The following is a 13,671-nucleotide window of genomic DNA, read 5'->3' as shown; positions in this document are numbered from 1 at the left end:
GGGTATCTGATCACAATTTCTTTGCGCACTTTGCGTCTTTGCGGTAAATAATCCTATTCAAGGTGGTGGCGCATGAATCGTTTGCTCATCTCCGCCGCTCATAAATCCTCGGGCAAAACCACGTTGTGCGTCGGCTTGTGCGCCGCCCTGCATGCTCGCGGTCACGTTGTCCAGCCATTCAAGAAAGGCCCCGATTTCATCGACCCCATGTGGCTGTCCCTGGCCGCCGGGCGCGATTGTCACAACCTCGATTTCTATCTCATGGGACGCGACGAAATCCTGCGCAGCTTCGCGGCGCGTTCCCGCGGTGCCGATATCTCCCTGATCGAAGGCAACAAAGGTTTGTACGACGGCCTGAGCCTCGACGGCAGCAACAGCAACGCGGCGCTCGCCACCCTGCTCGAAACCCCGGTGGTGCTGGTCATCGACGCGCGCGGGATGACCCGCGGCATCGCCCCGTTGATCCTGGGCTACCAGGCCTTCGACCCCCAAATCCGCATCGCCGGTGTCATCCTCAATCAGTTGGGAGGTTCCCGGCACGAAACAAAGCTGCGCGCCGTCATCGAGCACTACACTGATGTAGCGGTGCTGGGAGCGGTGCATCGCGACGACCGATTCGCCATTGTCGAACGTCATCTGGGGCTCTTGCCCAGCAACGAAGCCAACGCAGCCAGGGAAAAAATCGACACGATCGCTGCGCTAGTGGCTGCTTCCGTCGATCTCGATCGCCTGATCGCCGTTTCCTCCCAAACGCCGGCGCAGAACAGTGCCGCGGTGGAACCGGCCGCTCCGGCGCCGATCCCGCACCCTGATATACGAATCGGTATTCCCCGCGACTCCGCCTTTGCCTTCTACTACCCGGGCGATCTCGAGGCACTGCGCGCCGCGGGTGCCGAGCTGATCACGATCGACACGCTAAAGGATACCAGGCTGCCGGAAGTGGACGCGTTGTTCATCGGGGGTGGATTCCCCGAGGTTTTCATGGAACAGCTGGAGGCCAACGCCTCCCTGCGTCACGAAATCCGTCAGGCGATTGAAGGCGGCCTACCGGCCTATGCCGAGTGCGGCGGCCTCATGTATCTGGCGCGCAGCATTACCTGGCGCGGCAAGCACTGCGAAATGGCAGGCGTGATTCCCGGAGACGTCGTGATGCACGACCGTCCCATGGGAAGGGGTTACGTGCTGCTGCGGGAAACCGGCAAGAACCCCTGGCCGTTATCGGGGTCGGCGGAAGTACGCGCGCATGAATTTCATTATTCCAGCCTGGAGAATCTCGCGCCCGGTACGGTTTACGCCTACGACGTGATGCGCGGCAATGGGGTGGACGGCGAGCATGACGGCATCGTCCACAAGAACCTGCTGGCGTGTTATGCGCACCTGCGCGATCTGGAGGACAATCACTGGACCAGGCGGTTCGTCCAGTATGTGCGCCAGCAACAGCGAACGAATGGGAAGCATCAGGCGGCCCGCTAACACGACGGTTCAAGAATTATCGTTAAAGGCTCACAGTATCTATAAGAGGAATTATTCATGATCACCATTACCCCCGAGGCCGCCGCGCAAATACGCCAATCGGCGGAAGTCTCCAACTCCCAGGGCATGCATCTGCGCATCGCCGTGCGCCGGGAGAATGACGGCACGTTTATCTATGGAATGGGCTTCGATGAAATGGGCGATGACGACGCATTGCTCGCTTCCGAAGGCATAAATGTTGTCGTCTCGAACACCAGCAAGGACTTTCTTATTGGTGCCACGCTCGATTTCGTCGAGATCGGTCCCGGGGAGCACCAATTCATTTTCATCAATCCCAACGATCCGGCGCATGCCGCAGTGTCGAAACCCGAGGGCGGCGCGCCTAAATAAAAAACTGCTCTCGTCCTCTGCCACCGCCAAAATCAGTTGCGGTGCGTCAGAGATACCCATCGATAATTGAGGGTATAAGAAGGAACACAATAATATTCCTCGGGCCCCGTTACTATGTCACGTGCTGGATCAACGACGAAGATCGTATGTTAGCCCGGTTTTCGAGGCGCTGAGTCGGTTCGTCGGACGTCAGACCAAGGATTGAGACCGGCGAGCCGAACCGACTTGATTCATCCCGCCTCAATAACTTACCCTGTTAATGTCCAAAAGATTCCTGCCGCTCAAGAGTGCGGCGAAACATGAGCGCTTCACCGGAACAAACCGATCCCAGCCAATCGCGAGGGGCGACCCGGATTTCGCCCGCCGACGGCTGGCGGCGGAAATCCTATCGGTTGTTCTTTAATCACCTGACGCTCCCCTTGGTTTTACTGGCGGCTGTCTTCGCAGCGATTGGAGCGGCTTCGTTTACCGTCATGAATCATCCCCAGGATGCCGACAAGCTTTACCCCACCCTGGCATTGTTGTTGCTCGCCGGCATGGCGCTGATCTGGCTGATCATCGCGCGCGTGCGGCATAATCTGGTGGAACCGCTTGCGCATCTGCGTGACTGGTCCGCGCGCATGAACGACGGTAACCTCTCGGCACGCCTCCCGGTACCCCCGCGTGGCGAATTTCGCGAACTGGCGATGGACATCAACCGGTTGAGCGACGAGCTGAAATCGCTGACTATCGACATGGACGCCCGCGTACGTGCGCAGACCGTGCGCCTGGCACGCAAAACCCAGTCGCTGGACATCCTGTACGATGTCGCCTCGAGCCTCAGCCAGCACGGCGATCTCGACAAGCTGCTCGAAAGCTTCCTCGACACCTTTATCGAACTGGTGGATGCGCGCGCCGCCACGGTGCGGGTACTAACCGACGACGGCCAGACGCGTCTCGTCGCCAGCCGCGGGCTGGCGGCGGACGTAGTGGAAAAAGACCGCATGATGGATACCGGCCTTTGTCAATGCGGCTGGGCCGCGACCGAGGGTGGCATACGAATTCAGCATGGCACCCAATCCTGCGCAAAACTTCTCGGCCTCCCCATGCTCAAGCGCGATTGCCAGGAATTCGTCGTCGTACCGGTGATATATCAGGAACGCATTCTGGGTGTGTACAACCTCTTCCTTGACCGGCCGATATCGGCCATGGGTGAAGACATCCATGACCTGCTAAGCAGCGTCGGCAAGCACCTGGGGCTGGCGCTGGAAAAGGCGCGGCTCGACAGTCAGGCGCGTCAGATCGCCATCATGGAAGAGCGCAACATCATCGGTAATGAACTGCACGATTCACTGGCACAGGCGCTGGTGGGAATGCGTCTGCAGGTCAAGATGCTGGGTGAGTCCATGCACAAAAAAGACTTGCGCACCTCGCAACACGAGGTTCAGAGCCTGAAAACCTCCATTGAAGAGGCGCACGCCAGCTTGCGCGAATTGTTGGCCAATTACCGTCTGAAGATCGATGAACGCGGACTGGTGCCCGCCGTTGCCGGCATGGTGGAGCGCTTCAGTGAAGAAACCGGAATCAACGTCTTCTTTCACAACGAGTGCCGAGATTTCAGCCTGACGCCACTCCAGGAGAGTCAGATTTTTCATATCGTCAAGGAAGCCTTGTCGAATATCGGCAAGCACAGCAACGCGCGCAATGCGCGCATTCTGCTGAACGGCGAAGGCAAGGGCGTCTATTCATTGCTGATCGAGGACGACGGCGAGGGCATGGCTCCTGTCTCGGCAGCGCGGCCGGGCGAACACATCGGGCTCTCCGTCATGCGCGAACGCGCGGAACGTCTCCCCGGCGAACTGACCATTGAAAGTGAGCCCGGCGAAGGCACGCGTATCGTGTTAACATTTCCCATCTCCCCGGCCAAAGAGGCCGACACAGAATAACAAAACAGGGGTTTGAGATTGCGCTTATTGCTGATCGATGACCATGCTCTGGTCCGCAAGGGGCTGGAGGAATTGCTGCGCAGCCGGGGCGTTGAAGTCGTGGCATCGGCTGGCAGCGGCGAGGAAGGCATTGCCCAGGCTCTCGCCCTGTCGCCGGACGTCATTTTGCTGGACATCAAGATGCCCATCATGAACGGCATTGAAACGCTGGAAAGACTGCGCGCCAGTAACGTCACGGTGCCGATTCTGATGCTGACCATGAGCCGGGATGACGCTGACCTGCGCGCCGCCCTGCGCGGTGGCGCCGCCGGCTATTTGCTCAAGGACATGAATCCCGAGGACTTGGTACCCGCGCTTGAGGCGGCGCTGCGTGGCGACAATGTCGTGGCCAAGGAGATGGTGGGATCCCTCACGCGCATCGTACAGGGCCAGACCAGTGAGACACCAAGACGTTCCACTGCGCCCCTTTCCGAACTCACTCCGCGTGAAATGGAAATTTTAAGCCACGTCGCCGAAGGACAAAGCAACAAAATGATAGCGCGTGCGCTGAATATCACCGACGGAACCGTCAAACTCCACGTCAAGGCCATCCTGCGCAAGCTGGGCGTGCATTCGCGCGTGGAAGCCGCGGTCATCGCGGTTGAACAGGGTTTGGGGCGTAAAAAAATACAGAATAACGACGCCTAGGGAACCTCTGATCACTCCCGTTCGTGCTGAGCTTGTCGAAGCATGAACGGACTCAAGACAAGCGGCAGAGTTAATCAGAGCTTGCCTGATCCTCAGCAATGGGCTCGAACCACTTGAGTCGGCCGTGCAGTTCCACCACATCGCCGACGATGATCAGGGTCGGCGCCTTGACATGCGCCTTGTCGACGATCGACGGCAGGGTTTTCAGATCGCCGGTCAATACACGCTGATTACGCGTCGTGCCTTGTTGCACCAGCGCCGCCAGCGTGGACGACGGCATGCCATGCCGGATCAGCTCGCGACAGATCGTATCGATGCCGTGCAGACCCATGTAGAACACGATGGTCTGACCCGGCTGCACCAACGCTTTCCAGTTGAGATTAACCGTCCCGTCCTGAAGATGGCCGGTGACGAATACCACGGACTGAGCATAGTCACGATGCGTCAGCGGTATGCCGGCGTAGGCGGCGCAGCCCGCCGCCGCGGTAATGCCCGGCACTACCTGAAACGGTATACCCTCGGCCGCCAAGGTATCAATCTCCTCGCCTCCGCGCCCGAAGATAAATGGGTCGCCACCCTTGAGACGCACGACCTGTTTACCCTCCTTGGCCAGACGTACCAGGAGATGATTGATGTCTTCCTGCGGGATGGCATGATTGTCGCGCTCCTTGCCGGCGTAAATGCGCTCGGCGTCGCGGCGAATCAAGTTCAACACCGCCGGCGATACCAGGCGATCGTATACCACGACATCGGCCTGCTGCATCAGGTGCAACGCACGGAAGGTGAGCAGATCCGGATCGCCCGGACCGCCCCCCACCAAATACACTTCCCCTACCGGCACCTGGCTTCCGTCGACAGCCTCGATTCTTTGCTGCAAAGCCTTCTCCGCTGCGGCATCCTGTCCGGTATAGACGAGTTCGGCGACTGGCCCCTGCAATACTTCTTCCCAGAACTGACGGCGACTCGTCGGATTAGTAAAACGCTGCTTGACCATGTCTCGAAACTTGACCACCAGTTTTGCCAATCGGCCGTAACCGGCGGGGATCAGAGTTTCGAGGCGCGCGCGAATGAGGCGCGCCAACACCGGGGACGATCCCCCGGTCGACACCGCCACGATCACCGGCGAGCGGTCGACGATGGACGGCATGATGAACGTACACAGATTCGGCTGGTCCACGACGTTGACCGGAATATTGCGCGCCTTGGCGGCATCCGAAACCTGACGATTGACCGTCTTGTCGTCTGTGGCCGCGATGACCAGCGCGCAACCGTCCAGCAACTCGGGGCGGAATTCCTGTGCGACGTGCCTGACTTTGCCATCTGCCGCCCAGCGGCGGATGGTCTCGCCTGCGGTGGGTGCATATACCGTTATCTGGGCACCGGCCTCCAGCAGTAACGTTACCTTTCGTGACGCCACCTCTCCGCCTCCGATGACCGCGCAGGAACGTTGTTTCAGATCCAGAAAAATGGGGAGGAAATTCATGGCGGGATTATAACCCGGATTGGCGTTTCAACAGCGGGCCGAATGTATTTCTTCAGTGATATCCACTACGCGATGGGGAGATTCCACGAAAGGATAAACATGAAATGAAATTGGCGGAGAGGGTGAGATTCGAACTCACGAGGGGCGTAAGCCCCTGCCAGTTTTCAAGACTGGTGCCTTAAACCACTCGGCCACCCCTCCGAATCAATCTGAAACAAATGATTACAATATGCCAATCTTCACCTTCAGGACTCGCTGATCGTGGTCAACGGTTTTCACTCGGCACGTCCCTGTGCCTCGCCCTTCGGGCGACGCCTGCGGCGTCGTGCAAATCGGCTATCCTGCCGATTTGTCAAGACCGCCGCCTTAAACCGCTCGGCCACCTCTCCCATGATTAACTGTACTAGATTTGCCGCCATCCGAAACAGTTGAGAATATTTTTATTTTTTCCCAAAAATTCCGACAAACTCAATGCCCGCATAAGCACCGGGTTTGAGGTCTTTGGTTTTATTGGATCCCAGTTTGAAATTCGCGGTCACACCTCCTCCAACGCTCAATTCATCCAGTACCAATCCGACTTTGGCGGCATAGTAATCGGGATCGCCCTGAAAAACGACCTCCACCCCTTGCCAAAAAGTCGCCGTCGACGATTTTTGCAAAAATTTGACGCGCGTCCAGTAGCTGCCCCGTCCAAACGACACCTGTGCCGCCCCGACAAAGCGCCAGCTTTGGGCAAAGCGATGATCCGTCTCGCCAAGCAATTGCAAGGAGCTCTGGCTGCCGCGCACTTCCGCATCGGGTCTGTCCGGTGTGAGCGTGGTATTCCGGTAACCCACTCCGGCATATCCTGCCAAAAATCCCTCGGAATTGCTCTGTTGATAACCAAGCAATGCTGACGCGCCCGGTGCCTTGGCACGAATTTCCTCACCCTCCGAATCATAAGCGTATTCCAGCCAATCCAGCCAATAGCGCTGGACCCAACCCTGGCCAAGCGCCGTGTTCGATGTCAGCGGCGCAATGGCGCCGGCAAATGCATAGGTGTTGTGATTGGCTCCCAACTCAACTCCCGTCAGACCAAGCCACTCGCTCGCACTGGCGGATATTGGCGTAACCAGACCAGCCAACATTCCCAGAACACCGGCGGCCATTATCGGTGGACTGATTATTGACCAGCGACAACGATTACCGCCGGGACACTTCATCAGGGCCTTGATGGTGCAGCATGATTTTAGCCACATATATTTCTGCAATTGTTGTTTGCAGCTTTTGTAATTCGACAAGCTCTCCTTGCACACGGTCTTGCGGCATGTTCCCGAAAATATAAATTTCAAGGTGTGAGCCTTTTGGCACGGATTCGAACATGATCAGCCTGGCAGGTTTCTGAGTCCAGTCGCTGCGGGAAAGTACACCGAATTTATCCTGCGGCTCGTCCTTCCTGGTCTGGTGATATACAACCGGCAGCCATTCCGCTGATGAGATTTTCGGGACTTTCGCTATTTTGCCGCGCGCAAACAAACCCGCGGCCCAGGCAACAGGAGTGGTGACGCCCTCCTGCAGTTCAAGAATGCGCCACTGAAGATCTGAACCATAGAGAAAGTTTTCCAGCTGGATGGCGTCATGGGCCGATTTCCACCGGAAGGCGAGCCCGTACTCGAGTTTCCGTCTCGATATGCGCGGCCCGGTTTCCATCACCTCATCCCGGCTATCCCGCGATGGCAAAGCCGGCTCAAGATGACGACTGCTGCTGGCAGTAAATGGCATCCGGCCGCTGGGCAAGAATATCTCTCCGCTGACAGTACCCTTGGCGGCGACCGGATTTTCAGATATGAACCTGCATCCGTCAGCCGAGATATCCTCCACCAGGCCGAGCACCTTGTCTTCCTCTGATTTTCCTATGAAGGCGGGCAAGGGGATCGGGAACCGGTATTCACGCCGGCGGTGTTTCCGCAACAGCGTGAAGCGTACCACCGATCCGGCCAGCCCAAGATTAATGCTGGCCCAAACGATATTGGCCCAAAATGCGCCTGGCGTCAGATATTGCTGTGACAGCCATAACCACGATCCCACGGCAATCGCCAAAATGCTGAGTACCAGTACGAGCAGCTGTGGAACAACCGTTCGGGGCTTGTCCTGTTCCAGGCTGACTTTTTGTGTGACGGAAAACTTCAAATGTGGTCCGAAACCTCCTATGGTGGCCCGTGCGAATGTGGCGAAACGGGCCATGTTGTATTGTTCCGTCAACACGGTACCGCCATAACCGCGGCCGGCTTCTTCATACGCCCAGAAACACAACAGGTAAAATGGAATGAAGTGCAGAAGGAAATCCGGTCCGAGCGCATTGATGGGCATCACGCCCGTCAGCAGCACCACGGCGGGCGCGATGTAAAAAACCGTTTTTTGCCAGCCGTCGAAATAGGTCAATACCGAAGCCAGATAATTCAGTCGCTGCGGCAAGGTTAGCCCACGCGCGAACAATATGCCTTCCTTGCGCCACACCTGCATGGCGCCCTGTCCCCACCGCAGTCTCTGCAGCAGGAAGGCGCGCACGGAATCCGGCGCCAGCCCGAAAGCCAGGCTCTCCGGATAATAAACGGCCTGGTAGCCTTTCTTGTGAAGCCGGATTGACGTGTGCAGGTCCTCGGTAACCGTCCCCGTGGCAAAACCGCCAATACTGTCCAACGCGCTGCGCCGAAGAACGGCGCAGCTGCCGCAGAAATAAGCGGCGTTCCAGCGATCCTTCCCGCGCTGTATCACGCGAAAGAACAAGGATTGTTCAGTCCAGATATAACTCAGCCGCTTGTGACGGCGGTGCTGATACGAATCCAGGTTGTAGAAATCCTGCGGCGTTTGCACGAATGCCACTTTCTCGTTATGGAAAAAGCCCAATGTCTTGTTGAGGAAGTCCTTGTGCGGCACATGATCGGCATCGAATACCGCCACAAAATCCGCATGACTTTGCGCCAGCGCATGATTCAGGTTACCGGCCTTGGCGTCGGTATTTTCGGTTCGTGCCAGATAACGGCAATCCAGTTCCTTGGCCAGAGCCGCCATCTCAGGCCTGTTGCCGTCATCCAGCAACCAGGTATGGTGCGGATATTCCATGCGGGTGGCAGCCAGCAGCGTGTGACGCAAAAGATTGACACTTTCGTTATACGTGGGAACGAAGACATCGACCGTCAGGCCCTTGGGGGGAAGCGTCGCGACAGGTGATGTCAGACGACTGACCATGAATATATGCAGGACCGCCGTCAGGTAGCCAAAGACCTCGGCGCCCCAGATCAACCACGAAAAAAACGGAGACGCCGGGTTGAAGGTACCCAGACGCCATATCAGGTAATAAGGCGCGTAGACGAGAAATGCGAGGACCACGAGCGCTCGCAACCGCGTGACTGTCTTCTTGGTATCTAATGCCACTTTATTATGTCTCTATAAATTGAGACTCTCCCCTGGTTTTGCCTCCGGATTATAACAAAACCAGCCCGATAAAAGTGTCATTGGCTCAATTTGATAGCTTCCATGCCTCCCAGGTAAGAACGCAGTGCGCCCGGAACTCTGATCCCGTGCTTATCATCCTGATAATTCTCCATAATCGCCACCAGGGTGCGTCCGACTGCGAGGGCCGAGCCGTTGAGCGTGTGCACCAGTTCAGGTTTGGCCGTTTGGGGATTGCGCCAGCGCGCCTGCATGCGTCGCGCCTGGAAATCCTCGAAATTGCTGCACGAGGATATCTCGCGATATTTGTTCTGGCCCGGTAGCCAGACCTCGATGTCATAGGTTTTGGCGGCGGAAAAACCCATGTCGCCGCAGCACAACGCCACCACGCGATATGGCAGCTCCAGCTTCTGCAAAACCATTTCCGCGTGACCAGTCAGTTCCTCCAGCGCCTGATAGGAATCCTGCGGACGCACCACCTGGACGAGCTCGACCTTTTCGAACTGGTGCTGGCGGATCATGCCGCGCGTGTCCTTACCGTAGGAACCGGCCTCGCTGCGGAAGCACGGCGTGTGGCACACATATTTACGCGGCATGTTATTGGCCTCGACGATGACATCGCGCAGGATGTTCGTGACCGGCACCTCGGCGGTGGGAATTAAATACCAATTTTCTTCTTTTGCCTTGAACGAGCCCCGCTGATAGACCTCCCCTTGCATAGCACTGTCTGCGGCTCCGGGCTCCATCTCAAATTTTGTTCGCGGAATTCTAAACAGGTCCTGTTCGAACTTTGGTAATTGACCCGTGCCGCGCAAGCTGTCGGCATTCACCAGATAGGGCACGTAGGTCTCGGTGTAACCATGCTCCTGCGTGTGCAGGTCGAGCATGAACTGGATCAGCGCCCGATGCAGGCGCGCCAAAGGTCCATTCATGACCACGAAGCGCGCGCCGGTGATCTTGGCGGCGGTGTCAAAGTCCATCATGCCTAGTGCCGCGCCCAGATCGACGTGATCTTTGGGCGTGAAATTAAATTTACGCGGTTCACCCCAGCGCCGAATTTCTATATTGTCATTTTCGTCCTTGCCATCGGGGACGCTGGCGTGCGGGATATTGGGAATCCCGAGCACGATTTCAACAAGTTCGTTCTGGATCTGCTCCAGTTCGCCCTCCGCCTGCTTGAGCGCCGCACCGGTATCGGCGACTTCCTGCATCAGCTTCGCGGTGTCCTCGCCCTTCGATTTGGCTATACCGATCGCCTTAGACTTGACGTTGCGATCCTGCTGGAACTGTTGAGCTATCACCTGTACGCGTTTGCGCCTTTCTTCGATCGTCGAGAGAGTCTGCGTGTCCAGGCGGTAACCGCGGCGCGCGAGCTGGTGGGCCACGTCTTCGAGGTTGGTGCGGAGGAGTTTTGGGTCGAGCATTGGTCGTATACGTTTTAGCTTTTGCTGCGATTGTAAATGAACAGAGGCAGTTCACAAACTCCTTGCGTGCTACAGGCAGGATATCCGGCTGTGAGCGCATAAAGCGCGATTGCCTGCGACCATGCGCCGAGTTCATAATGCATTTTGAGCATATCCGCTCGCCTGCATCTAGCCAACAGCGAGGCGCGACTGACCGAGTTTATGGCTTCTGGTATTAATCAGTTTCACTCCAGCTTGATTAAGCGCCTGCAACGCGGCGAACATCTCGTTTTGTACGGACCGCGCGGCAGCGGCAAATCTACATTGCTCGCCAAACTGCATACGCGCTTGGCGCGGACCGGTGTTCCGTGCGCGTTATCGAGCACCACCTCTTGCCTCGACGACATTACACGCACTTTCGCGCGCGCGTATCCTGATGTGGACACGGCAACCACAACCAGGCGAAAAGCGCGGGCACGCTTAGTGACGGCCGCCGACCGCAGGGCCGGCGTGCTGCTCCTTGACCAAGTGAGCGCTGTCAATACGGCAATGATCGGATTTCTGAGGCGTGTGCGCGGCGGCATCGCCGGGGTATTGCTGGCCGTCGATGTCGAGAAGGAGTATGACCGGCAACGCCTGCGGCATCGACATTTGGGCACGCTTTCGTTGCCGATGCCGCTGGCCTCGCCAAGACGATTGCGCAGACTGTTTAGGGACCGCTGCACGGATGGCAAAATACCGAGCCTTTCTCCAATTCATGAACGCCAGGTCATACGCGCCGCTCACGGTCGGCCAGGCTGGATTGTGCAATGCGCTCATTTGATTTCTCAAGACCGATATTGGCGTGACAGGATACTTCACGTGTCCGTGCTTTGCGTCGACACCGAGATCACGCTCCGTCAGGGCAGTCTTAAACTCCTTCTGCCCAAACAGGGCTCCGGGTGAAACCGGGAGGTCTCCGCATCAACCGGTATTCTGGCAAAGCACTGCGGGCAATAACTCTCGCGCGCCACGGAGATCGCCCAACCGGAAAATCAACGCACAATCAGTACCGCACAGTTGGCGTAGTGGACGACCTGTTTCGAAATCGAGCCCAGCATTAGCCGTTCAAAAAATCCTTTACCGCGATGACCCATGACGATGAGGTCGGTACCGTTGTCATCGGCGTGATAAATAATCTGTTCCGCCGGATGGCCGACCGCCACCTTGAACTCGGCGCGCACACCTTCCGCCGTCGCGCGCTGTTTCATCGTCGTGAACTGCTTCTCGTAATGCCCCTCGGCATTCTCCAGCATCGCCTCGGTTTCCACGTCTTCCGGGGGCTCCGGTGGTCTTGCAATAGACAGCACCAGCAGTTCCGCTCCGTATTTTTTTGCCATATCCAGAGCATAAGCGTATGCCTTGTCGGCTGATTCGGAGCCGTCATAGGCTGCCAAGATTTTTCTTATCATGGATATCTCCTTAGTTACCGGATTTCAGACGGTTGGCTGGCCACCGCTGGTTCCTGCGTAACCGACGGCTCTACCGGCTCATCACGCTTGTGCAGTAGATGGTGTGGCAAGAAAAAGGCGTTGGCGATCAGTGTGGGCACCACGGCGCTCCCGACTACTGCCGCCACGAGGAACGAATATTGCGCCTGGTCAATCACGTGATGACTTAACCCAAACAACGCCGAGATAGTGCCGAAGGTAAGTCCCGTGGACATCAGCAGCGTTGTATACATAGCCTCCTTGTTTGGCGAATCGTAGACCTTGGTCACTGGATACACGCCTACCATCTTGGTCGCCAACTTGGCCAGGAGCAGAACGACAAAAACCATCGGCGCCGCGACCAGCGACGCGACCGAAACGAGTGATCCGGCGCGAATAAAATAAAACGGCGTGAGCAGCCCGAACGTCAGCGTCCGCAGACGCCTGACCAGAACGTGATCCTTGCCGACCGTGCCGGCCAGGACCATTCCGATCAAATAGGCCGGCAACACCGCCTCGCTGTCCGCCCAGGCGGCGAGCGCGCCCATGCCAAACAGGCAAAACAGCAGGAACTTTGCTTCAAGTTCGGACGGCCGGTTGCCGAACCGCTTGAAGAAGCGTGGGGTAATCCAGGGAAGCACGGCGAACACGACGATCGCGACGCCGAAGAAGATCAGCGTTTTCACGGTAAAGGGCGAGAAGATGAATCCAAGCGCAAGCACGGTGGCGAGATCGTTGATAAAGCAGGCGGCAAGCACGGTTTTGCCGTAGTCGGTTTTGTTCAGCCCGAACTCGAGCATGACGGCGTAGACCACCGCCACCGAGGTTGTGGACAGGGCAACGCCGGCCAACCAGCTGGCCAACAAATCCCAATGCAACCAATAGTGCGCGGCGGCGGTACATCCGAAGAACGGAGCGAAAAATCCGACCAAACCGACAGTCGTGGCCTCCTTCCATTTGACCCTGAGGACATTCGGGTCCAGTTCGGCGCCGGCCAGGAACGTCAATACAATCGCGCCGGTGCCGGAAAGAAATTTGATCCAGGAGGCGTCGGTCTGCAAAAGCGCCACGCCGACGGCAACGCCGATGATGAGCTGCGCCACGGTGCCGACGACAATCTCGGAAAGCGCAGTCGCCACCCGGAACCAGATCGAAATGAGCGTCGCAATGAGCGCTAATCCCAGCCACAGCGCCGCCAGTGCCCAGGTTTCGGTCATGGGCGTCGCTTTCGTGTCAGCGCACGGTGTGAGGTTTCATTGCCGCTGGAAAAAACACATAAAGACGGCCGATGCATGCTACGCATACCTACAGTTCTCCTTTTTCAAGAAAGTCTGTAGGCATCATCAGCCCGAGGCGGGCGGTTATTATTAAAGGAGGAATGCCATCTCCTTAACGATTCTGGCATAAAT

Annotated in this window: 11 protein-coding genes, 1 tRNA gene and 1 riboswitch; of the genes, 5 read left to right on the top strand and 7 right to left on the bottom strand. The window is 57.4% G+C overall.

Going from position 1 to position 13,671, the window contains the following annotated elements; translation table 11 throughout:
- The first annotated feature begins 72 nt into the window (after positions 1 to 72).
- The 4 genes from WB402_RS09125 (at position 73) to WB402_RS09110 (ending at position 4,475) form a co-directional block, all read left to right on the top strand.
- A complete protein-coding gene (locus tag WB402_RS09125) occupies positions 73 to 1,473 on the top strand; it encodes a cobyrinate a,c-diamide synthase (RefSeq protein ID WP_424207097.1) in 1,401 nt (466 codons plus the stop codon).
- A gap of 57 nt (positions 1,474 to 1,530) precedes the next feature.
- Positions 1,531 to 1,863, top strand: coding sequence for a HesB/IscA family protein (locus WB402_RS09120; protein ID WP_424207095.1), 333 nt, complete (start codon positions 1,531 to 1,533; stop codon positions 1,861 to 1,863).
- 473 nt (positions 1,864 to 2,336) lie between these two features.
- Positions 2,337 to 3,788, top strand: a complete 1,452-nt coding sequence (locus tag WB402_RS09115; RefSeq protein ID WP_424207093.1) for an ATP-binding protein — start codon at positions 2,337 to 2,339, stop codon at positions 3,786 to 3,788.
- Positions 3,789 to 3,800: 12 nt separating this feature from the next.
- Positions 3,801 to 4,475, top strand: a complete 675-nt coding sequence (locus WB402_RS09110; RefSeq protein ID WP_424207091.1) for a response regulator — start codon at positions 3,801 to 3,803, stop codon at positions 4,473 to 4,475.
- 70 nt (positions 4,476 to 4,545) lie between these two features.
- On the opposite strand, the gene cysG is transcribed toward WB402_RS09110, so the two are convergent.
- The 5 genes from cysG to serS all read right to left on the bottom strand — a co-directional run bounded on the left by cysG (position 4,546) and on the right by serS (position 10,814).
- Positions 4,546 to 5,958 (bottom strand): siroheme synthase CysG, encoded by a 1,413-nt coding sequence (cysG, locus tag WB402_RS09105; RefSeq protein WP_424207089.1) that lies wholly within the window; start codon positions 5,956 to 5,958, stop codon positions 4,546 to 4,548.
- A 111-nt stretch (positions 5,959 to 6,069) separates the two neighbouring features.
- A tRNA-Ser gene (locus tag WB402_RS09100) sits at positions 6,070 to 6,159 on the bottom strand.
- Positions 6,160 to 6,398: 239 nt separating this feature from the next.
- Positions 6,399 to 7,106, bottom strand: coding sequence for a cellulose biosynthesis protein BcsS (bcsS, locus tag WB402_RS09095; protein WP_424207087.1), 708 nt, complete (start codon positions 7,104 to 7,106; stop codon positions 6,399 to 6,401).
- Between the two features lie 34 nt (positions 7,107 to 7,140).
- Positions 7,141 to 9,186, bottom strand: coding sequence for a glycosyltransferase (locus WB402_RS09090; RefSeq protein WP_424207099.1), 2,046 nt, complete (start codon positions 9,184 to 9,186; stop codon positions 7,141 to 7,143).
- A gap of 263 nt (positions 9,187 to 9,449) precedes the next feature.
- Positions 9,450 to 10,814 (bottom strand): serine--tRNA ligase, encoded by a 1,365-nt coding sequence (gene serS, locus WB402_RS09085; protein WP_424207085.1) that lies wholly within the window; start codon positions 10,812 to 10,814, stop codon positions 9,450 to 9,452.
- A gap of 144 nt (positions 10,815 to 10,958) precedes the next feature.
- Here serS and WB402_RS09080 point away from each other — a divergent pair, with 144 nt between their 5' ends.
- Positions 10,959 to 11,738 carry an ATP-binding protein gene (locus WB402_RS09080; RefSeq protein ID WP_424207083.1) on the top strand — a complete coding sequence of 260 codons (780 nt, stop codon included), beginning with the start codon at positions 10,959 to 10,961 and terminating at the stop codon, positions 11,736 to 11,738.
- A gap of 89 nt (positions 11,739 to 11,827) precedes the next feature.
- Here WB402_RS09080 and WB402_RS09075 read toward each other — a convergent pair whose 3' ends face one another.
- Both WB402_RS09075 and WB402_RS09070 read right to left on the bottom strand, forming a co-directional pair.
- Positions 11,828 to 12,244 (bottom strand): universal stress protein, encoded by a 417-nt coding sequence (locus WB402_RS09075; RefSeq protein WP_424207081.1) that lies wholly within the window; start codon positions 12,242 to 12,244, stop codon positions 11,828 to 11,830.
- A gap of 14 nt (positions 12,245 to 12,258) precedes the next feature.
- Positions 12,259 to 13,479, bottom strand: a complete 1,221-nt coding sequence (locus tag WB402_RS09070) for a cation:proton antiporter (protein ID WP_424207079.1) — start codon at positions 13,477 to 13,479, stop codon at positions 12,259 to 12,261.
- Between the two features lie 110 nt (positions 13,480 to 13,589).
- Positions 13,590 to 13,660, bottom strand: a riboswitch (Fluoride riboswitch).
- Positions 13,661 to 13,671 lie beyond the last annotated feature (11 nt).

Origin of the sequence: Sulfuricaulis sp. (assembly GCF_049587675.1) — a bacterium.
Lineage (GTDB): Bacteria > Pseudomonadota > Gammaproteobacteria > Acidiferrobacterales > Sulfurifustaceae > Sulfuricaulis.
Note: the sequence above shows the minus strand (reverse complement) of the source record. Positions and strands in the feature narration are given on the sequence as shown.